The sequence below is a fragment of the Novosphingobium sp. CCH12-A3 genome, assembly GCF_001556015.1.
Classification (GTDB): domain Bacteria; phylum Pseudomonadota; class Alphaproteobacteria; order Sphingomonadales; family Sphingomonadaceae; genus Novosphingobium; species Novosphingobium subterraneum.
In genome coordinates this window covers 1-19,120 of the sequence record NZ_LSIA01000062.1, presented here as the reverse complement: position 1 = coordinate 19,120, position 19,120 = coordinate 1, and the positions used below count along the sequence as shown (strand labels likewise).

Here is a 19,120-nt window from a genome sequence, read left to right as displayed (position 1 = left end):
GGGACACTCAAAGCTCATGGCCATCTACGCCACGTGGGTCTGGGATGACGGATACACTCAATCACCGGCTCACCGACATGATATAAATGGGACTGATGTATCGGAAATACATTGTATGGCGATTGATCACGCCGGCTAGGGCGTGATCAACGTAAATCAGCTATTGCCGATTTACGAACTCATCTACCAGTATATTGAACTCCTCGGGCCTTTCCCATTGAGCCCAGTGGCCGCATTTGGCGAAGATATGCATGTCAGCATTGGGGATGAGCTTGCGCAGGACGAACCCGGCATCGAGCGGCAGGACGCGATCCTCGGCACCCCAGATGATGAGCGTGGGGCTTGCGATCCTGTCGAGGCCCTGGTTCCACAGATGGTCATTGGGGTGCGCCATCAAGGTGCGCAGCGGCGGGTTGGCGGCTGTTTCGGGCAGCGAGGCGATCTTCAGGCGTTCCTCCAGCAGATCCTGCGTGATCGATGAACGGTCATAGACCAAAAGGTCGGTGACCCGCGCGAGCTTTTCGAGCGTCGGTCCTTCCTCGCCGTAAAAGTCGAGCATCCGCTGCAACCCCTCGGTTGGGAATGGCGACAAGGTCGGTAAGCCGCCGCCAGGCCCCATCAGCACCAACATGTCGACCCGTTCGGGCGTGTCGAGCGCGAAGCGCAGCGAGGTCATGCCGCCCAGCGAGTTACCGACGAGGCTCGCGCTCTCTATGCCGGCATGATCCATGACATCGCGCACGGCATTGGCGAGCGACACGATGAGCCCGTCAGGCTGGGCGCGCGGCGCGGACTGGCCATAGCCCGGGAGATCGAGCACGATCACCCGGTTGCGACGGGAGAGGGGCTTCACATTCTTGCGATAATTGCTGTAACCATAGGCACCCGGCCCGCCGCCGTGGATCAGGATGATCGCCGGGCCGTCGCCCCAGCTATGGTAATGGACGCGGCCATCGGCGGCATCGGCGAACCGGCTTTCGGGCGCCACGGTATCGGTCATTATCGTCTCCTGTTCGATCACGTGTGAAAGCTGCGGCGCGGCTGATCAGGTCTATGCGGCCGGCTCGGCAAGCACGCGGCCATATCGGTCGCGGATCGCTTTTTTGTCGATCTTGCCGGTGGCGGTGAGCGGGACAGTGTCGATGATGATGCGGTCGGGCATCCACCATTTGACAATGCGCGGTTCCAACCACGCCGTCATGTCTTCGCCGGTCATATTGCTGCCTGCATGCGGTTCGACCAGCAGGATCGGACGCTCTTCCCATTTGGGATGGTGGACCCCAGCCACGGCGGCAACCTTCACACCGGGACACCCCGCCGCGATATTCTCCAGATCGATCGAGCTGATCCATTCGCCGCCCGATTTGATCACGTCCTTCTTGCGGTCCGTGATCCGCATGAAACCGAACCGGTCGATGGTGGAGATGTCCCCTGTGTCGAACCAACCATCGGCATTGATCGCGGGTGCATCGGAGCGGTAATAGCTGTCTAGCACCCAGGGTCCGCGGACCATCAACGCGCCGGATTGCTCGCCATCATGCGGTAGGTCTCGCCCGTCCTCATCGACGATCTTCATTTCGATGCCGAACATCATCCGGCCTTGGCGGGTCCAGATTGCCTCATTCTCCTCGTCTTTGCCGAGCGCGGCGAGCGCGGGCGTGGGAGTGGAGACGACGCCGAGTGGACTGGTCTCGGTCATCCCCCAGATCTGCTGCACCACGACACCGAGCCTGTCGAACGTGACCGCCATGTCGCGCGGCACGGCCGAACCGCCGATGATCACCCGCTGCAGGCCGCCCGGCGTCTCTCCCGTCCGCGCCAGATGATCGAGATACAGGGTCCAGATCGTCGGCACGCCGCCCGAGAATGTGACGCCTTCGTCCACAATGAGCTGCTGAAGGCTGGCGCCGTCGAATCTGTCGCCAGGAAAGACGAACTTCACGCCATTGATCGCGCCGGCAAAGGGCAGGCCCCAAGCCGTTGCATGATAGAGCGACTGGCACGGCATGACCACGTCGAAGGCAGAGAAGTTGAGGGCACCGCTCAGGCCCGCCGCAAGAGCGTGCAGCACGACCGAACGGTGCGAATAGAGCACGCCCTTGGGATCGCCCGTCGTGCCCGACGTGTAGCACAGGAACGCGCCCGCATTCTCGTCGAGCCGGGGCCAGTCAAAATCTCCGGCCTCGCTGGCCATCAGGCGCTCATAGCAGCCCCAACCATCGATCGTGCGATCGGCGTCGCTCAGCAGGACATAGTGCTCGACCGTCTCCAGCCGGTCCCGGATCCGATCGACGATCTCGACCATGTTGCGATCGAGCAGCAGCACCTTGCTGCCCGCATGGTTGATGGTGAAGACGAGATGCTCGTCGGGGAGCCGCGGATTGGCGGTATGCAGCACCGCGCCCATGCCCGGCACCGCGAAGAACAGCTCGAAATGCCGATGCGTGTTCCACGCCAGCGAACTCACCCGGTCGCCAGGCGCCACGCCCAGCCGCGACAGCGCCTGCGCCGCCCGCGCCGCGCGTGTCCAGGCCCGCGCATAATTATATCGCCATATCGGCTCATCGATATTTTTTGACACGATCTCCCGGCCGCCATGCGCCACTGATGCAAAGCGCAAAATGTCGGCGATATTCAGGGGAGCATTCTGCATCAAGCCGGGCATCACGTCCTTCTCCTCGCACATTCAGACGGCCTGGAACTCATGGCCCCATTCGCTGATGCGGTCGTGGATCACCGGCTCCCAGCTATCCTCGTCATCGATCCTGAGGCCGCCATAGCCTATTTCCATCATGAATTTGGAAGGCGTGTACGCGTAGAAGGACACGATCCGGTCGTTCGAATGCTGGCCCAGCGTCAGTCCGATGGCGATGCCGGCGGCCTGCACGCGTTCATACGCCCTCTCGACATCCTCCAACTTACTCATCTCCAGCTCTAAATGATGGAGTTTGCTCTCTCCTCCCAGCCCCTCGGCGAAGGCGATCGAATGATGGCGCGGGCCGGTATGCAGGAACGAGGCATGCATCGTGCTGCCATCGGGCATCGGCTGGTAGATATAATCGGAAAGCTGCGCGAACAGCGCCTCGCGCATGAACTTCTCGTCGCCCTTGTGGTCTTTCGAGTTGAAGGCGACGTGGCCGATGCCCTGGTCGCCCGTCACGAAACCATGCGGGACCTTGTCCGAAACGAACGGAGAGCCCGCGTCTTCCAGACCCAGCGCGATCTCGTGCCGGGCTCCGACAGGCCCCACGAAATGGAAAAACCGGTCCACGCTCCGCAGCCGGGCGGAGGCTTCGTCGCCATCCCGCGTGGCAATACCAAGGCTCTCGAGGTGCGAGCGCAGCTGATCGAAGCGCTCCTGGTTACCGGCGTCCCAACCGACCCAGGCAATATCGTCCGCTGGTCCTTCCACAAAGTGGAAGCGCCGAGCCTTCTCGTCAATCCGGCAGAACAGCCCGCCCCTCGACCGCTCGACGCCAAGACCGACTAACCCCGCATAACGCTCCCACGAATCCAAGCTAGTTACCTCAAGCCCGAAATACCCCGTTCTGATCGCCATCTTTTTTCTCCTTCGAGCCTAGTATGCAGCTCAGGGCCATCTGATACCGGAGAGTCCTCCTCCGAGATCCGCGAGCGAGCCCTCAGCTACTTGCGCTTCGCCGTAGCGACCCAAATGCTGCCACGAGTGGCCCCTGTTGGTCGGGAGTGGTGCCATGGAGCAAGATTTGATCGGCGCCCGCAGCGAGGTACTCCCCGAGACGGGTTGCGCATTGGTCAACATTTCCGATGGCGGCTCCGCTGGCGAACCAGTGCCGGGGGATCAAACTGGCGGCCTCGCCAAGGAGCCGGCGCGATTCCGCAACGTCGCTCTGGCCAAATTCCAATCGACTTAGACCTGTCGCGGCAATTTGATCTATAGGCGCTTGGTCCCAGCCGTTCATCTTGACAATGGGCAAACCGATTTCGTGATGCATGAAGTAAGACACGGCACGCGCCTCGAGAACGTTGGAGCGCTCTTCAGGGGATAGCGTGTCGGGCGCCGCTACCACAATCGCATAGACGGTGATCTTATGTGGATCACGTCCAGCCTGCTCCGCCGCCTCACGGACAATCCGTATCGAACGAGCGACACCTTCCGTAGTTAAAAACGGATGCAGGACCACTCCGTCGAAATGCGCGCCTGCCAGCGCGAGCGTCTGGGGACCGACGGCTCCCAGAATGACTGGAGGCGGATTATCACATGCCTGAGGAAGTTGCATCTCGGGAAAATTTCCCGCTGGGCCCTCATAGGACACCGTCTTGCCAGCCCAGAGCTGTCGAAGGATACCGACGTGATCTGCCATTCCCGCATTATTGAGAACAGGTATGCCCATTTTACGGAAAAGAGGTGGAAATGACCGCCCAAATCCTAAAACAAAGCGACCGCCGCTGAGTGTTTGTAACGTGGCGCTCATTCCAGCTTGCACAAGAGGATGCCGGGTTCCAAAATGCGTGATTCCTGCGATCAGTTGCACCCGGTCGGTGACCTGCGTCAGGGCCCCCATTACAGATCCAAGTTCTTTGGTGTCCCAGCGCTCTGACAAGCAAATCCCGCCAAGCCCAATTCTCTCCCCTTCTTGCGCCTGCGTGAGGCCCACACGCGCATCCGAGGCGCGCCCAGGCAGGATATAGGCGTTTAATACGTCTGTGCTCATGTCAGCCATTGTCTTATCTCTTCACCGAATTTGCCATAATATTAGACAATATTCTCGTTTTAGGGAGCAGAAACCCAGTCTTTAACTAATTTATCTTCAAATTGACCGCTCACTGACGAAACACAGTGAACATTTTCAAGAAGTTGTCGTAATGACTCCAAGAACGGATAACTAATGCTCCCGAACCATGCCAGAACGACATCTTGATGTGTTTTTGATCCATCGGCAGCACGAAGTCCGGCGCCTAGCGTCATGGTGATTGCACGCCAATGTGCGAATATTCGGTAGTATTCAAACCGCTCCTCATCGATAGGAATGCCACTGGCACGCTCATAATTCCGTAAAAAATCATCGCGAGCGTATAAGGACGAACACAGCGGAGCACCGCTCTCATCGGGAGTGCAAAACAAAGGCATTGTAGCCCACGCTAAATCAAAATGCCGATCTCCAAAGAAACCCAATTCCCAATCGAGAATCGTTGTAATGCGCTTACTCACCGGATCGAAAAGGAAATTTCCTGTTCTATAGTCACCGTGTACCAGAGAAACAAAGTCCAGCGGCTTGCGATTACGCCTCAGCCATTGTTCCGCGAGGTTCATGAGCGGAACAGCCTCGAGCCGGTCTTCCTCCCAAACCCGAGCCCACCAATTTATCTGCCGATCGATGTCCTCGGTCGTGCCTGCACTCGGAATGTCAAAGGATGATAAATCGGCCCCTTGGACATCCAGTGTATGGATACGGGCCAGATAATCTATAAACTGCGGACCGAGTGCAGCTCGATGTTCCGCGTCAAACTGTACTCCAATGCCCGTCACATTGCTGGTGCCCGTCGGCGGCTTCTGCACGCCTTCAACGAAGCCACAGACGATCGAGGGTCGCCCCAGATGTGCTCCTGCACTATCTTCCCAATATGGAGGAGGAACCGGAACGTCGCTCTTAACTGCGTTGAGCAACTGAAACTCACGCGTCCTTTCGGTGATGACGATGGATTCGACAGGGTCGCGGCCGAGCACCATCCGTTCGCCAGTGCGGCGTTCACCATGGTAAGTCCAATCTAACTCGAAAACATACTGTTCCTTGGAGGCGCCGCCAGAGAGGGGGCGAAGCCCCCGGATGGTAAATGGATCTTGGGTGTGCCTGGAAATTAGATCCCGCAGTCCCGTCGCAATATCCCTTTCGCGTGTCCAATCCTCACTCTGGCAGGTCCGCTGCTCAAGCTTTCGGGTCAGTGCGCTGTCCACTGTTCGCTCGGTCGGGAAGCGAGCCCGGATGCTGGCAATCCAGTCAGCAGGTGGCGAATTTCGAATGTCGATCATCAGTATCTCCAAGACCTCGCCAATCAGTTATATTGTTCAGCCTGAACGCTAAATTGTCTGGGTTTATCGAGAGCGTCCTCCAACGGTAGCAAGCTGTCGGGAAACACATCGAAGCCGGTGGCCGCGACAAACGCCCGTTCACGACGGAGCTGATCCTCTTCATGTCTGATTATGATCTCGGCGACGCGGAGACGTACGTCAGCGTCTTCGCGGGCAGCAAAATCAGCCGTCAGCTCCGCAATCGCCTCTCGTAACCCGTTGTTTACGTCGCGGAGTGCCGCAAGCGAACATTGCCAACGAACTGGCAGCGTCTTCGCGGCAGCCGCGTCGGCCAGGATCTCCGCAGACACACTATTTGCATCCACCTCCGTGAAGGCCTCGATCAAAGCGGCGTGCGCGAGAACGTCGATTGCCTCGAACCAATGGACGTAGTCAATCTGCTGACGAATGAGATCCAGCGAGCCAGCCACAACTTTGGCTTGCTCCAAAGCTGTCTGATTTGACGGATCGATCGCTGGAGTGATCGTTTCCTTCATGGATTTGATCATTGTTCTTAAGCGAAGATCGATGCTTGGCTGCACGGAAGTACTCCTGCCTTTTATGATAGATGACGAGTAATACGGATCGGCTTACGTCAATAGCGGTACGATAGGCTGACCCCAAAGGTTCGCGGCCGGCCGGCGTAACGCACCGTTGTATCGAGTATCTTAGTTGCGTTGCTCCAGTAGTACTCGTCGAAAGCGTTTCGCAGGAAGGCGCTTGCCGACCATTTTCCTTGCTCGCTCGAAATTCCAGCCCTGAAGTCAACTAACGTGTAAGCATCGATAGCCAACACAGGCAATTGCCCGAAAGCCGCATTGGTCTTGCCCTGGTATGCGACATTGGCGCCCAGCCACGCTTCGAGCCTTTGACCGACCGACCACCGATATTCGAAATCCGAGCTTAGCTGGTACTTTGGAGTGTAGGGGAACGGCTCGCCACCGAAGTTCCCCGCGTCGCCGTACGAGGTTATGTTGAGAAAATCGCCCTTGATTTTGCTGTCTATATAAGTACCGCCTAAGTTGATCCGAACACCTCGCACAGGGGCGAGCAATATTTGCACCTCGGCACCTTTTATGGACGATTTCGGAACATTGATAAGCGCTTCGAGCGGTCCAAACACGTTTGGCGTGGCTACCACCCGTCCCTTGAGCTGCTTGTTCCTATAGTCATAGTAGAATACCGCTGCGTTAACCTGCGCTTTGTGATCGAACAGAGTTAACTTGCCGCCAAGCTCGTACGCCGTAACCGACTCCTGGGAAACAGGGTTGAACTGGTTCACGTCCGTCGCCGAAAGCAGCGGGAAGCTTCCGGATTTATAGCCGCGGCTCACATTGAAGTACATCAGTGTGTTGTTGTTCGGCTTGTAATCGATACCCCCACGCCAAGAAACGTTGTTTTGATTCAACTGGTTACGGACCTGGTCTACTGGAGTCAGCGTATTTCCATCTAGAACGATACAACCGCCGACGGGGACAACGATCGACGGCAATCCGACGCTTCCGCGGATCAGATTGGCAAGTGCCTGAACGCCCAGGCGCAGCCCAGCTCCGTCGACCGTTCCGTCGTCATACGTGCATCCATTGAAGCCTATTCGAGCGTCCGTATACCGCGCGCCCGCGTGCAACGTGATTGTGCTCGTTACGTCGAAGTCCAGATTCGCGAATGCCGCAGCTGTCCGGAATTTCTGCTTTGACTGCTGGTAGTAGGTGAAGAACGGCGGAACTCCTGGAAAAGCGGTGAGCTGAAACGCCGGCCCGCTTTGATCATATGGCCCCTCGTTGTCGCGCTGGAATACATTCTCGCGATTATAGTTGGCGCCAACGATAACGTTCAGATTATCTGTAATTTTACCATCAACCCGCAATTCCTGTGAGAAGGAGGTAATATCACCCGTTGTTCTGTAGCTGTAATTTCTCAGAGACACCCCGTCTGGATCGATGCTCTGGCGATGCCGATAGTCGGAATATGCGGTGATTGAGGTGACCTTTAGATCGTCGGTCAGGTCAACTTCGCTGCGTAGAGACGCCTGCAAGAAGCGATGGTTGCGCCTTGGGTCCACGGCGGGCGTCCAATCTGCAGCCCTATTGTCGTGGGGCGCCACTGGATATGCATAGAGTTCTGGCGGCACCAACGGCGCGACAGCGGGGGTGAAGGGAATCACCTGCAGGAGTTGAGCCGCCACCTCATCGCTTTTGTCCAAAAAGCCGTTGAGATTCAGCTCGAATCGCAGGGTATCGCTCGGGCGGAAGTCAAAAAGAAGTCTGGCGGTAGTAAAGTTTCGATCACCGAGTTTGTCATCCCTCGTGTAGCTGCGCTGCCAGGCGCCACCCTGCTCTGTCTTCACGGAAAGCCGGGCCGAAAGGGTGTCGCTGAGGGGCCCGCTTATGAAGCCGCCGAGATCGACCGCGTTGAAGCGCCCATAGCTGCCATCGACGCCCGCTTCGAAACTCGAGGTTGGCTTGGCGGCAACGTAATTTATTGCCCCTCCCGTTGCGTTTTGCCCGAATAGTGTTCCTTGAGGCCCTTTCAGCACCTCCACCCGCTGCAGGTCCAGCGTGGCACCCCGAGTTAGAATAGAAAATGGAAGCGGCACCTCGTCAACGTAGACGCTAACAGTCGGCTTGGCGCCCAGCGAGGTCTCGTAGAAACCCACCCCACGCAGCGTATAGACTGGGGTGCCAAAAGCACTCTCCGTGTAATTAAATCCTGGAACCAGCTTCACCAAGTCTCGTATGTCCGAGGCTCCGGACTTCGTAAGTTCATCTCCAGATAGCGCGGATATTGACATCGGTACGTCTTTTAGAGACTGTTCTCTTTTCTGAGCCGTAACAACTATTTCGCCAAGTGCGCCGGAATCATCTGGGGCAGATGCTTGAGGCTGTCCGGGATCCTGAGGTGCTGGCACCGCCACCTGTGCGTCAACACGGGCTGCGGAGACGAGCGCAAACGCCAACGGTGAAATCCGCAGAACTTTGAAAGCAAGTGCACCTGTCATCTTCATCATAGCTTCCCCTCTGTTTTTATAACTTTGCGGCGCGAGCCGCACTGCAAAATAGTCACGATCAAATTGCTATTGACCGGAGAAGTTGTCTGACCCGTTCACATAAAGCGACCAAGCTAACCTTACGGCCATGGCGGCCATTCTTCATGAAGCTATCCCGTTTCGTCGCCGTCACTGAAGCGCCTCAGGCTCCTCTACCGAATCAAAAGCCCGAGCAGGATTGTCCATCCCACTATTCTGAGGAATGTAGATTGTCAATGGAAATTTTGATATTATTGGCAAAACTTTGACCTTGCAGGAATCGTCCGAAATTATTACAAGGATGGCATGAAGACATTCCCGTTCGAACCGGACGCACGCCTTCGGGCAATGCAAGCGGTGAATGCCGACGCTTCGGCGATAGGTAGCGATGAGCCGCTTCCGCGTAGCTCTATTGAGTCGATCTACCGGAAGCTCCGAGTTGATATCGTTCATGCGCGTCATGAGTCGGGTGCCAAGCTTCGACTCCATACCTTAAGCGAGATGTATCGCGTGAGCGTCGGGACGATCCGCGAGGCACTATCCCTACTCGTTTCGGACGGGCTCGTTGTGCTGGAGTCTCAGCGCGGTTTTCGCGTTACTCCTCTTTCGTTAAGCGATTTGGGTGATCTAACCAGACTGAGAATGCTGCTCGAGGGTGCCGCGCTTCGATATTCGATAGAACATGGCGACGACCTATGGGAGGGGCGCGTTGTCGACACGTTTCATAGGTTGACCCTGGCGGAGCAGCGCCTTCAGGCGGACCCGTCTGGTGCATTTCATGATTGGGAGGGCCGCAATCGGGAGTTTCACGAAGCGCTCGTTGCCGCGTACCCTTCGTCGTGGTTTCGTCGTTTCGACAGCGTCCTTTATCTCCAATCTGAGCGCTATCGCCGTATTCTAGCGAACGAGCGCCCGAACCCTGGGCGTGTTGTTCACGACGAGCACAGCGAGATTTTCAATGCGGCATTAGCACGTGATGCGGACCGCGCTGTGCTAGCGCTGGAGCAGCATATATTCTCATCCTATTCTTTTATGCGCGACGGTGCCTTGTTGCCGACCGAAAAACGGGAGCGGCAGGACGGACATGCGCGTCCACGTGACAGCACCATGCGGCCAAAGACCGGCCCCATCATTGACCGCAACGAGTAAAAGAGACCGACACGAAGGAGAGAGTACGTGAGTGGTAAATCTAGCGAAAACGTGGTCGGCGACTGGACAGACGAACAAATCAGATCGCTTTTTGACGATGAGCGAGGCCTCATCGACCCACGTATTTATACCGACACGCACCTATATGAACGCGAGCTTGATCGGATATTTAGTCGGTCGTGGTTGCTACTCGGCCACGAGTCGCATGTTCCAAAGCCGGGCGATTATCTTGCCACTTATATGGGTGAGGACCCTGTCATCCTTGTGCGCCAGAAGGATGCAAGCTTACGGGTGTTTTTAAATCAATGCCGTCACCGGAGCATGCGTATTTGCCGAGCGGACGCTGGCAATGCTCGGGCATTTACATGCAGCTATCACGGCTGGGCTTACGATATTAGTGGAAAGCTCGTGAATGTCCCCTTCGAAAGCCAAGGTTATGGCGTGCTTGATAAGGAAAAATGGAGTCCTCTCCAAGCACGGGTTGCGACGTACAAGGGGTTGGTCTTCGCAAACTGGGATGACGAGGCGAGCGAATTGGATGCCTATCTAGGCGACGCGGCCTTTTATATGGATCATATGCTCGACCGGTGTGCAGCGGGTACAGAAGCGATAGGGGGTATCCAGAAATGGGTAATTCCGTGTAACTGGAAGTTTGCGGCGGAGCAGTTCTGTAGCGACATGTATCATGCGGGTACGGTATCACATTTATCTGGAATATTGGCCGGCTTGCCAGAGGATGTCGAGCTTGGGGACGTCCAGATCCCCACCTCCGGTTTCCAGTTTCGCTCGGACGGGGGAGGGCATGGAACGGGCTTCTATGTTGCGGAACCGGCCATGCTTCAGGCGATCATGGGCCCGCGCGTCACGGAATATTGGACCGATAGTCCAGCCGCCCAGGCCGCCGAAAGTCGATTGGGGTCAGCAGAACGCGCTTGCAAGCTGATGGCTCAACATATGACGATCTTTCCGACCTGCTCCTTTTTGCCCGGCATCAACACCGTGCGAACATGGCATCCCCGCGGTCCCGGAGAGATTGAGGTTTGGGCATTTACAGTCGTCGATGCCGACGCGCCTGATGAGATCAAGGATGAGTATCGGAGACAGACGATCCGGACGTTCTCGGCGGGCGGGGTGTTTGAACAAGACGACGGTGAGAACTGGGTTGAAATTCAGCGCGTGCTCCGCGGGCATATGGCTCGGAACCAGAGCTTGAATGCTCAACTTGGGTTGGGTCAATGGCGCACCGACCATCCCGACTACCCCGGCCGCATCAGTCACGTCTACAGTGAGGAGGCCGCGCGCGGCTTCTATCGGCACTGGTCTGATATGATGACACGCTCCGACATGTCGGCCGTTTCGCATAGGCGGGGCGGATTGACCGCCCAGGGCCAATGCGACAAATCGATCGAGGTGGCGAAATGAAAGCGACCACCGAGGCAGCCGATCTCAGTAAAAATGACCGGAATAATGGTCAAGGCATGCAATTTTTCCCTAAAATCTCGAATGTAGACGTTCGGGTTCAGCACGAGATTGAACAGTTCTATTACCGAGAGTCTTGGCTTCTCGATAATAGAAAATTCAAGGATTGGTTCGCGTTATTGGATGATGATATTCGCTACTTTATGCCGCTTCGCACGAATCGTCTACAGCGCGAGCGTGCTCTCGAATTCTCGGGAGACAATGAATTCGCGCACTTCGACGACGATATTAAAACGATGAAAGGGCGTCTTCGCAAGTTGCTTTCGGACGTGGGCTGGTCAGAAAATCCGGCCTCCCGTACGAGACATATCGTCTCTAATGTCATTGTGAACACCTTGGATTCTGATGACGTTTACGAGGTGAGTTCCGCCTTCCTTCTCTATCGCAATAGACTGGAGAGCCAGGTGGATGTGTTCGCCGGCGAGCGCCGGGACGTTCTGCGACGACGTGCAGGTGGGATCGGCTTCGGAATTGGAAAGCGTATCATTCTGATCGATCAGAGCACGATCAACTCAAATAATCTCTCTATACTGTTCTAAAGGTCGGAAAGATGCCGTTTATTAGAGTCTGTGCTTACGTGGACGTGCCCGAGGGAGAGGCGCGCAAAATTGACGCTGAACCTGAGGCGGTCGCATTGTATAAAGTCGGAGGCGAGATTTTCGCCACGCAGGATCGCTGCACGCACGGGGACTGGTCCCTTGCTGATGGCTATCTCGATGGAGAGGTCGTCGAATGCACACTTCATTGGGCAAAATTTTGCGTGCGTACCGGAAGGGCCTTGGCCGCTCCTGCTTGGGAGCCGCTTAAGACGTTTCCGGTACGTATCGAAGGCGATGACGTTCTCATCGACTTCGATGGCGGTGCCACCCTGGCAGAGTAATACGTCGCTGCTCATCACGCGCCTGCATGTTTGCGAGCGCTGCATCTAGAGACCAAGGACAAGATTATGCAGCTAAAGGGCGAAGTGGCCTTCATAACCGGCGGGGCATCGGGCCTCGGTCGTGCGATCGTTGATCGTTTCGTGGCCGAAGGCGCTTGCGCCCTCGTTTTGGATCGGTCGCTCGACAGATTGCGTGAACTGGAGGCGAGCTACCCGGAACGCGTGATAGGAGTTGTTGGGGATGTGCGTACGCTCAGCGATCACAAGCGCGCAGTTGAAATCTGCCTATCTCGCTTCGGAAAGCTTGATTGCCTGATCAATAACGCAGGCATATGGGATTACGGCACGGCGCTCGTAGATTTACCTGAAGATCGCATTGATTCTGCGTTTGATGAGATGTTTCAGATTAATGTGAAGGGCTATCTTCTCGCAGCAAAGGCCTGTCTTCCGGCGCTGGTTCAGAGCCGAGGCAGCATGATTTTCACCATTTCGAATGCTGGCTTCTATCCTGACGGCGGTGGCCCACTCTACACGGCCACGAAGCACGCGGTCGTTGGACTGGTCCGTCAGCTGGCCTTCGAACTCGCTCCGACAATACGCGTAAACGGCGTGGCGCCTGGGGGCATAGGAGGGAGCGACCTGCGCGGTCCCGCATCGCTCGACCTCGACGCTACCAGCATCTCTAGCATTCCGCTAGCAGAACTTCTCTCAAAAGTGCTGCCGCTTGAGGCAGTAGCGAGCGCGGAAGACTACGCTGGGGCCTTTGTGTTCTTTGCTTCCAGGCGCGATAACATTCCGGCAACGGGTGCACTTCTTAACTTCGACGGCGGTATCGGCGTCCGAGGTTTCAGCCGTGCCGCCGGCGGAACGGGCTTGATTGGGCGTTTCTCAAGCAATATTGCCCCTACTGTCTAAGAGTTTCCGTCACAGATCGAACAACAACTCAGAAGGTCGAACCACAGTGATCCGGCATCAGGATGCAGGCTTTAAACGGCCGCCACTCCATCTGAGCCCACTGCCATCCGGAAATTCAGATGCGCATAAGCTGAAAGCGGTAAAATATCTATTATGACAATAAATTTCCTCGATCTAAGTCTCTCTGATCTAATGCAACGATCGAGCGAAATGACCTTGGCTGGGCCAGGTGCTATCGTCACCTATTCGCGCAAGGTGTTCATCCCGCTGACGCATTTGTGCCGGGACGTTTGCCATTATTGCACCTTCGCTGCGACGCCTCGGAAGATCGGCCAGGCCTATCTATCGCGCGACGAGGTGCTGGCGATCGCACGCGCAGGGGTGGCAGCGGGATGCCGGGAGGCACTGTTCACTCTGGGGGACCGGCCGGAGGCGCGCTACGGCGCTGCGCGGGCGGCGCTGACCGGGCTGGGCCATCCGACCACCTTGTCCTATCTGCGCGAGATGGCCGAAGCCGTGCTGACGGAGACCGGCCTGCTGCCGCACCTCAACCCGGGGCTGATGGACGATGCGGACTATGCCGCGCTCCGCCCGGTCTCCGCCTCGATGGGGCTGATGCTTGAGACGACCTCGGATCGCTTGTCGGCAAAGGGCGGACCCCACCATGGCTCGCCGGACAAGCTGCCGGCACGCCGGCTGGCGGCGATCGCGGCGGCGGGGCGGGCTGGCGTGCCGTTCACCACCGGGCTGCTGATCGGCATCGGCGAGACCCGCGCCGAGCGTGTCGAGGCGCTGGTCGCGATCCGTGACCTGCAGCGCACGCCTGGCCATATCCAGGAAGTGATCATCCAGAACTTCCGGGCCAAGCCCGGCACGCGGATGGCCCAGCATCCCGAGCCCTCGCTCGAGGAACATCTCTGGACGATCGCGGTTGCCCGGCTGATCCTGGGGCCGCAGATGACCATCCAGGCGCCGCCCAACCTCCACGGGCCCGAGGATTTGGCGGCGCTGTTGCGCGCGGGCGTAAACGACTGGGGAGGCGTATCGCCGGTGACCCCCGACCATGTGAACCCTGAGGCGCCGTGGCCGCATCTGGATGCGCTGGAAGAAGCGACCGCCGCCGCCGGGCGGGTGCTGCGTGAGCGGCTGGCGATCGGTCCCGCCTTCGCGCGCGATCCCGATCGCTGGCTCGATCCGGCGCTGGCCAGGGTGGTGCGGCGTTCGGTCGATGCGCGCGGGCTACCGGTCGTCGATGGCTGGCACCCCGGTACCGGCGAGCCGATGCCAGTGGAGCGCGTCTCGGGTAAAACCGTGCGCTCAGACAGTCTGCGCGCTATCCTGAGCCGCGCAACGGCGGGCGACCGTCTTGCCTCCGCCGATATCGTGCGGCTGTTCGAGGCGGATGGGCCGGATGTCGCACTGGTCGCCGATGCCGCCGATGCCTTGCGCCGCGAAGTGGCGGGCGAAGCGGTGAGTTTCGTCATCAACCGCAACATCAACTACACCAACATCTGTCTCTACAAATGCGGCTTCTGCGCCTTCTCCAAGGGCAGCACCAAGGCCGAGCGCGGACCGGCCTATCGCCTGGACCTGGAGGAAGTGGGCCGCCGCGCGGCCGAGGCGGTCGAGCGCGATGCGACCGAGGTGTGTCTGCAGGGCGGCATCCACCCCGATTATGATGGCAACACTTATCTCGACGTGCTCCGCGCGGTGGGCGCGGCGGCACCGTCGATCCACATCCACGCCTTCTCGCCGCTGGAAGTGACGCATGGCGCCGCGACGCTCGGCCTGCCGCTGGAGGATTATCTGACGCGGCTGAAGCAGGCCGGACTCTCCACCCTGCCCGGCACCGCCGCCGAGATCCTCGACGACGAGGTTCGGGCGATCATCTGCCCAGACAAGGTCGATACCGCCCAGTGGCTGGAGGTGATGCGGACGGCCCACCGCGTCGGCCTGCGCACGACCGCGACGATCATGTTCGGCCATGTTGAGGGTTACGAGCATTGGGCGCGCCATCTGCTGCTCGTCCGTGACCTTCAGGAGGAGACAGGCGGCTTCACCGAGTTCGTACCGCTGCCCTTCGTCCACATGGAGGCGCCGATCTGGCGCAAGGGTCGCGCCCGCTCCGGCCCGAGTGCGCGCGAGACGCTGCTGATGCACGCCGTCGCGCGGCTGGCGCTCCATCCGCTGATCCCCAACATCCAGGCGAGCTGGGTCAAGCTCGGCGGTGAGGGCGCGGTCGCGGCGCTCCGGGCTGGCGCCAACGATCTGGGCGGCACGCTGATGGACGAATCGATCACCCGCGCGGCGGGCGGCCAGAACGGGCAGCTCTGCGATCCCGAGCGGATGGCGGCGCTGGCCGCGTTGGCCGGACGCCACGCCCGCCAGCGCACGACCCTCTACGCGCCCGTGCGGGCCGATACACAAATCCCTGCAGGAGAATAGGATGACCGATCTGAAGAGCGTTGCCGTTGTCGGCGGCACCGGCAATCTGGGCGCGGCGATCGCGCGGCGGCTAGCGAAGGCGGGGCGCCGGGTCGTCATCGGTTCGCGTTCGTCGGAGAGCGCGGCGAAAGCGGCGGAGGAGCTGGGCTTCGATCTGACGGGGGCGGCCAATGCCGATGCGGCCGCCGCCTGCGACATTGTCATCGTCACCGTGCCGTTCGCGGCGCAAGGAGCGACGCTGGCCGGGATCGCGCCGCATGTCGCGGGCAAGATCGTCATCGACACGACGGTGCCGCTGGTGCCGCCCAAGGTGATGCGCGTCCAGCTTCCCGTCGAAGGAAGCGCCGCCATGCGCGCGCAGTCGCTGCTGGGCGAGGGGGTGACGCTGGTCTCCGCCTTCCATAATGTCGCCGCGCACACGCTCATCACCGATGCGGATGTCGACTGCGACGTGCTGGTGTTCGGCGACGACAAGGCCGCACGCGCCGAGGTGATCGGTCTGGCAGAACAGATGGGCCTGCGCGGGCTGCACGGCGGCGCGCTCGTCAATGCGGCCGCGGCCGAGGCACTGACCTCGGTGCTTATCTTCCTCAACAAAACCTATCAGGTCGACGGCGCCGGCATCCGGATCACCGGGACGCTGATCGAACCGACGGACTGAGGGTCGTCCTCGCGGCATGATCCAGATCTTCCCCTTGGACGGCATCGGCGAGATCGAGCCGGGCGCCGATCTCGCTGGCGTCCTTGCGGCGGCGGCGCGGGCAGCCGGGATCGTCCCCGACGCAGCCGACATCCTGGTCGTCACGCAGAAAATCGTCTCGAAAGCCGAGGCGCGCTTTGTCGATCTGGCAAGCATGACGCCCGGCGTGCGGGCGCTGGAGCTGGCGGAGATTACCCGCAAGGATGCGCGCCTGGTCGAGCTGGTGCTGGCGGAGAGCGTCGCGGTGGTTCGCGCTGCCCCCAATGTGCTAATCACGCGCCACCGCTCCGGGCTGGTGATGGCCAATGCGGGGATCGACCGATCCAATCTGGGGCCGGGGCGCGACGATGCCGTCCTGCTGTTGCCCCTCGACGCCGATGCCTCGGCGGCGCGGATCCGCGGGGCGCTGGCGGCGCTCTGGCCACAGGTGCCGGGTGTTCTCATCTCGGACAGCTTTGGCCGTCCCTGGCGCTACGGCGTCGTCAATGTGGCGATCGGGGCGAGCGGGCTGCCCGCGCTGATCGACCGGCGCGGCGAACTCGATCGCGAGGGGCGCAGGCTGGAGGTCACCCAGGTCGCGCTCGCCGACATGATCGCGAGCGCCGCCGGCATCGCGACCGGGGAGGGTGCGGAGAGCATACCCGCCGTGATCGTGCGCGGCGTGCCGGCGACGCAAGCGCCCGATGCGCGCGCCACCGCCCTCGTCCGCCCGCTCGCCGAGGATCTGTTCCAGTGAGCATAGTGGTGCTGACCGGCGGCGTCGGCGGCGCCAAGCTGGTGCTCGGTCTGATCCATACCCTTCTGCCCGGAGAGGTGACGGCGATCGTCAACACCGGCGACGACTTCACCCATCTCGGCCTTGCCATATCGCCCGATATCGACACGTTGCTCTACACGCTGGCCGGCAAGGCCAATGCCGCGCAGGGCTGGGGCCGCGAGGGCGAGACCTGGAGCTTCCTGGCGGCGCTCCGCTCGCTCGGCGGCGAAGACTGGTTCGCGCTCGGCGACGGCGACCTTGCGCTACATGTCCTTCGGACTGCGCGGCGCGCGGCGGGCGAGCCATTGTCGGCGATCACAGCGGATTTTGCGCGTGCCTGGGGGATAGGCGCGGCGATCCTGCCGATGAGCGACGATCCGGTGGCGACTGTCGTCCAGACCGGGGAAGGCCCGCTCGCCTTCCAGCGCTACTTCGTCGAGCGACGCTGCGAGCCGGCGGTGCAGGCAATCCGGTTCGAGGGGGCGGAGACGGCGCGCCCGGCGCCTGGCGTGATCGAGGCGATCCATGCGGCCGATGCTATCCTGATCGCCCCGTCCAATCTCTTCCTGAGCATCGATCCGCTGCTTGCCGTTCCTGGCCTTCGCGCGGCATTGGGCAAAGCGCGCGCGCCGGTCGTGGCGGTCTCGCCGATCGTCGGTGGCGTGGCGGTCAAGGGGCCGACCGCAAAACTCATGCGCGAGCTGGGTCTGGAGGTGAGCAACGCCGGCATTGCCGCCCATTATCACGGCCTGATCGATGGCCTGGTGATCCATAACGGCGACGATGCTGCGGAGGGTGTCGAACTCGCGCAAACGGACACGATGATGCGCGACGACCGAGACAAGATGCGCGTCGCAGAGGTGGCACTGATGCTGGCTACGTCGATCGGATCGCGATGATCTGGACCGCGATCGTCCCGCTGAAACTGCGCGCACTGAGAAAGTCGCGTCTTGCTTCCTGCATGTCACTGCAGGAGCGCCAAACGCTGAGCGACCGCATGGCAGCGCGGGTCCTCGCCGCATTGGATGAGGCAGGCATTCCAACGCGCGTGTTGTCGCCGGTGCCTTGGGCCGGCTTGCCATGGGAGCCGGACTATGGCGCAGGACTCAACGCTGAGTTGGATCGGGTGCGGGCGGCGCTAGCTTATACGCCGCTGCTGGCCATAAGCGGCGACCTGCCTCTGTTGACCGCCGGCGACGTCCGCTTGCTTCTCGCCAGCGCCGGGGAACAAGGCGTTGCCATCGCGCCCGACCGGCATGGCCAGGGCACGAATGCGATCGCCCTGCACGATGCCCGGCCGTTTGCCTTTTCGTTCGGTGAACGGAGCTTCGCCCGGCATCTCGCCGCGGCACAAGGTGCCGCAATTATTCGCGATCATCCCGGACTCGCCTTCGATCTCGACACGCCCGCCGATCTCGACGATGCGCGCCGCCTGGGGTGGGCGTGAGCTTCGATCGGCACCAAAGAACTTGAGAGTCTCGCTTCTGGAAGGAACCCTGGCGTGCGATCCTGGTCGAACTCGGCAAGCGCAAGTTGGTCGGGGGTCAGGAGGATATGATCATCGATGTCGCGCTCGATATGGCGGCCAGAAGATCGTGATGATTTTAAATGCCGGAAGAAAACATCGCCCATACGGATTTAAATGCAACCGAGAAGGGGCAGCAGGCCAGCTAGCGTGGTCTGAAGGCCGCGTTGCGCGATGATACGGACCGTATGCTCCC

Annotated in this window: 17 protein-coding genes and 1 pseudogene; 11 read left to right on the top strand and 7 right to left on the bottom strand. The window is 59.8% G+C overall.

The features are described from left to right. Positions 1–160: 160 nt before the first annotated feature. The 7 genes from AX703_RS04565 to AX703_RS04530 form a co-directional block, all read right to left on the bottom strand. On the bottom strand, positions 161–1,000 hold the full coding sequence (locus AX703_RS04565; protein WP_062342954.1) for an alpha/beta fold hydrolase: 840 nt from the start codon (positions 998–1,000) through the stop codon (positions 161–163). A 51-nt stretch (positions 1,001–1,051) separates the two neighbouring features. Then, complete coding sequence (locus AX703_RS04560; protein ID WP_197423615.1) at positions 1,052–2,665, bottom strand: long-chain fatty acid--CoA ligase; 1,614 nt, start codon at positions 2,663–2,665, stop codon at positions 1,052–1,054. A gap of 21 nt (positions 2,666–2,686) precedes the next feature. Continuing rightward, positions 2,687–3,559 carry a VOC family protein gene (locus tag AX703_RS26455; protein WP_082734405.1) on the bottom strand — a complete coding sequence of 291 codons (873 nt, stop codon included), beginning with the start codon at positions 3,557–3,559 and terminating at the stop codon, positions 2,687–2,689. Between the two features lie 82 nt (positions 3,560–3,641). After that, positions 3,642–4,694 carry a TIGR03857 family LLM class F420-dependent oxidoreductase gene (locus AX703_RS04545; protein ID WP_197423614.1) on the bottom strand — a complete coding sequence of 351 codons (1,053 nt, stop codon included), beginning with the start codon at positions 4,692–4,694 and terminating at the stop codon, positions 3,642–3,644. Between the two features lie 59 nt (positions 4,695–4,753). Next, complete coding sequence (locus AX703_RS26450) at positions 4,754–6,010, bottom strand: phosphotransferase family protein (RefSeq protein ID WP_156451915.1); 1,257 nt, start codon at positions 6,008–6,010, stop codon at positions 4,754–4,756. A gap of 23 nt (positions 6,011–6,033) precedes the next feature. Further along, the gene (locus tag AX703_RS04535; protein WP_156451914.1) at positions 6,034–6,591 is read right to left on the bottom strand and encodes a hypothetical protein; all 558 of its coding nucleotides are present in this window, start codon (positions 6,589–6,591) and stop codon (positions 6,034–6,036) included. 53 nt (positions 6,592–6,644) lie between these two features. Then, positions 6,645–9,053, bottom strand: coding sequence for a TonB-dependent receptor (locus AX703_RS04530; protein ID WP_231735380.1), 2,409 nt, complete (start codon positions 9,051–9,053; stop codon positions 6,645–6,647). Between the two features lie 327 nt (positions 9,054–9,380). Between AX703_RS04530 and AX703_RS04525 the strand changes: the two genes are divergently transcribed. From AX703_RS04525 to AX703_RS26445, 11 genes and pseudogenes are all read left to right on the top strand, one after another. After that, entirely contained in the window at positions 9,381–10,223 is an 843-nt protein-coding gene (locus tag AX703_RS04525; protein WP_156451913.1) for a GntR family transcriptional regulator, read from the top strand. A gap of 27 nt (positions 10,224–10,250) precedes the next feature. Next, positions 10,251–11,645 carry an aromatic ring-hydroxylating dioxygenase subunit alpha gene (locus AX703_RS04520; RefSeq protein ID WP_082734399.1) on the top strand — a complete coding sequence of 465 codons (1,395 nt, stop codon included), beginning with the start codon at positions 10,251–10,253 and terminating at the stop codon, positions 11,643–11,645. Further along, positions 11,642–12,241: an aromatic-ring-hydroxylating dioxygenase subunit beta gene (locus AX703_RS04515; RefSeq protein ID WP_304439885.1), complete on the top strand. Its 600-nt coding sequence runs from the start codon at positions 11,642–11,644 to the stop codon at positions 12,239–12,241. Before AX703_RS04520 ends, AX703_RS04515 begins: the two co-directional genes overlap by 4 nt. Before the next feature lie 11 nt (positions 12,242–12,252). Continuing rightward, positions 12,253–12,582, top strand: a complete 330-nt coding sequence (locus AX703_RS04510) for a bifunctional 3-phenylpropionate/cinnamic acid dioxygenase ferredoxin subunit (protein WP_062342938.1) — start codon at positions 12,253–12,255, stop codon at positions 12,580–12,582. Positions 12,583–12,648: 66 nt separating this feature from the next. Next, positions 12,649–13,497: a 3-(cis-5,6-dihydroxycyclohexa-1,3-dien-1-yl)propanoate dehydrogenase gene (gene hcaB / locus AX703_RS04505; protein ID WP_062342936.1), complete on the top strand. Its 849-nt coding sequence runs from the start codon at positions 12,649–12,651 to the stop codon at positions 13,495–13,497. A 210-nt stretch (positions 13,498–13,707) separates the two neighbouring features. After that, positions 13,708–15,942 carry a 5-amino-6-(D-ribitylamino)uracil--L-tyrosine 4-hydroxyphenyl transferase CofH gene (gene cofH / locus AX703_RS04500; RefSeq protein WP_369820986.1) on the top strand — a complete coding sequence of 745 codons (2,235 nt, stop codon included), beginning with the start codon at positions 13,708–13,710 and terminating at the stop codon, positions 15,940–15,942. A gap of 1 nt (position 15,943) precedes the next feature. Further along, entirely contained in the window at positions 15,944–16,603 is a 660-nt protein-coding gene (gene npdG / locus AX703_RS04495) for an NADPH-dependent F420 reductase (protein WP_062342933.1), read from the top strand. A 16-nt stretch (positions 16,604–16,619) separates the two neighbouring features. Continuing rightward, positions 16,620–17,378 (top strand): coenzyme F420-0:L-glutamate ligase, encoded by a 759-nt coding sequence (gene cofE / locus AX703_RS04490; protein ID WP_062342931.1) that lies wholly within the window; start codon positions 16,620–16,622, stop codon positions 17,376–17,378. Next, entirely contained in the window at positions 17,375–18,298 is a 924-nt protein-coding gene (cofD, locus tag AX703_RS04485; protein WP_062342929.1) for a 2-phospho-L-lactate transferase, read from the top strand. The genes cofE and cofD overlap by 4 nt, the downstream gene beginning before the upstream one ends. Next, positions 18,295–18,846 carry a 2-phospho-L-lactate guanylyltransferase gene (gene cofC, locus AX703_RS04480; RefSeq protein ID WP_062342927.1) on the top strand — a complete coding sequence of 184 codons (552 nt, stop codon included), beginning with the start codon at positions 18,295–18,297 and terminating at the stop codon, positions 18,844–18,846. The genes cofD and cofC overlap by 4 nt, the downstream gene beginning before the upstream one ends. A 53-nt stretch (positions 18,847–18,899) precedes the next feature. Then, a pseudogene (locus tag AX703_RS26445) lies at positions 18,900–18,998 on the top strand (hypothetical protein); the annotation flags it as partial. Positions 18,999–19,120: the final 122 nt, after the last annotated feature.

What these genes read in the sequence shown, in the direction of transcription:
- AX703_RS04525 (WP_156451913.1), top strand. Translation starts at nt 9,381, where the DNA reads ATGAAGACATTCCCGTTCGAACCGGACGCACGCCTTCGGGCAATGCAA.
- AX703_RS04545 (WP_197423614.1), bottom strand. Translation starts at nt 4,694, where the DNA reads ATGAGCACAGACGTATTAAACGCCTATATCCTGCCTGGGCGCGCCTCG.
- AX703_RS04565 (WP_062342954.1), bottom strand. Translation starts at nt 1,000, where the DNA reads ATGACCGATACCGTGGCGCCCGAAAGCCGGTTCGCCGATGCCGCCGAT.
- AX703_RS04530 (WP_231735380.1), bottom strand. Translation starts at nt 9,053, where the DNA reads ATGAAGATGACAGGTGCACTTGCTTTCAAAGTTCTGCGGATTTCACCG.
- AX703_RS04515 (WP_304439885.1), top strand. Translation starts at nt 11,642, where the DNA reads ATGAAAGCGACCACCGAGGCAGCCGATCTCAGTAAAAATGACCGGAAT.
- AX703_RS26455 (WP_082734405.1), bottom strand. Translation starts at nt 3,559, where the DNA reads ATGGCGATCAGAACGGGGTATTTCGGGCTTGAGGTAACTAGCTTGGAT.
- cofE (WP_062342931.1), top strand. Translation starts at nt 16,620, where the DNA reads ATGATCCAGATCTTCCCCTTGGACGGCATCGGCGAGATCGAGCCGGGC.
- npdG (WP_062342933.1), top strand. Translation starts at nt 15,944, where the DNA reads ATGACCGATCTGAAGAGCGTTGCCGTTGTCGGCGGCACCGGCAATCTG.
- hcaB (WP_062342936.1), top strand. Translation starts at nt 12,649, where the DNA reads ATGCAGCTAAAGGGCGAAGTGGCCTTCATAACCGGCGGGGCATCGGGC.
- AX703_RS04560 (WP_197423615.1), bottom strand. Translation starts at nt 2,665, where the DNA reads ATGCCCGGCTTGATGCAGAATGCTCCCCTGAATATCGCCGACATTTTG.
- AX703_RS04510 (WP_062342938.1), top strand. Translation starts at nt 12,253, where the DNA reads ATGCCGTTTATTAGAGTCTGTGCTTACGTGGACGTGCCCGAGGGAGAG.
- cofC (WP_062342927.1), top strand. Translation starts at nt 18,295, where the DNA reads ATGATCTGGACCGCGATCGTCCCGCTGAAACTGCGCGCACTGAGAAAG.
- cofH (WP_369820986.1), top strand. Translation starts at nt 13,708, where the DNA reads ATGACCTTGGCTGGGCCAGGTGCTATCGTCACCTATTCGCGCAAGGTG.
- AX703_RS26450 (WP_156451915.1), bottom strand. Translation starts at nt 6,010, where the DNA reads ATGATCGACATTCGAAATTCGCCACCTGCTGACTGGATTGCCAGCATC.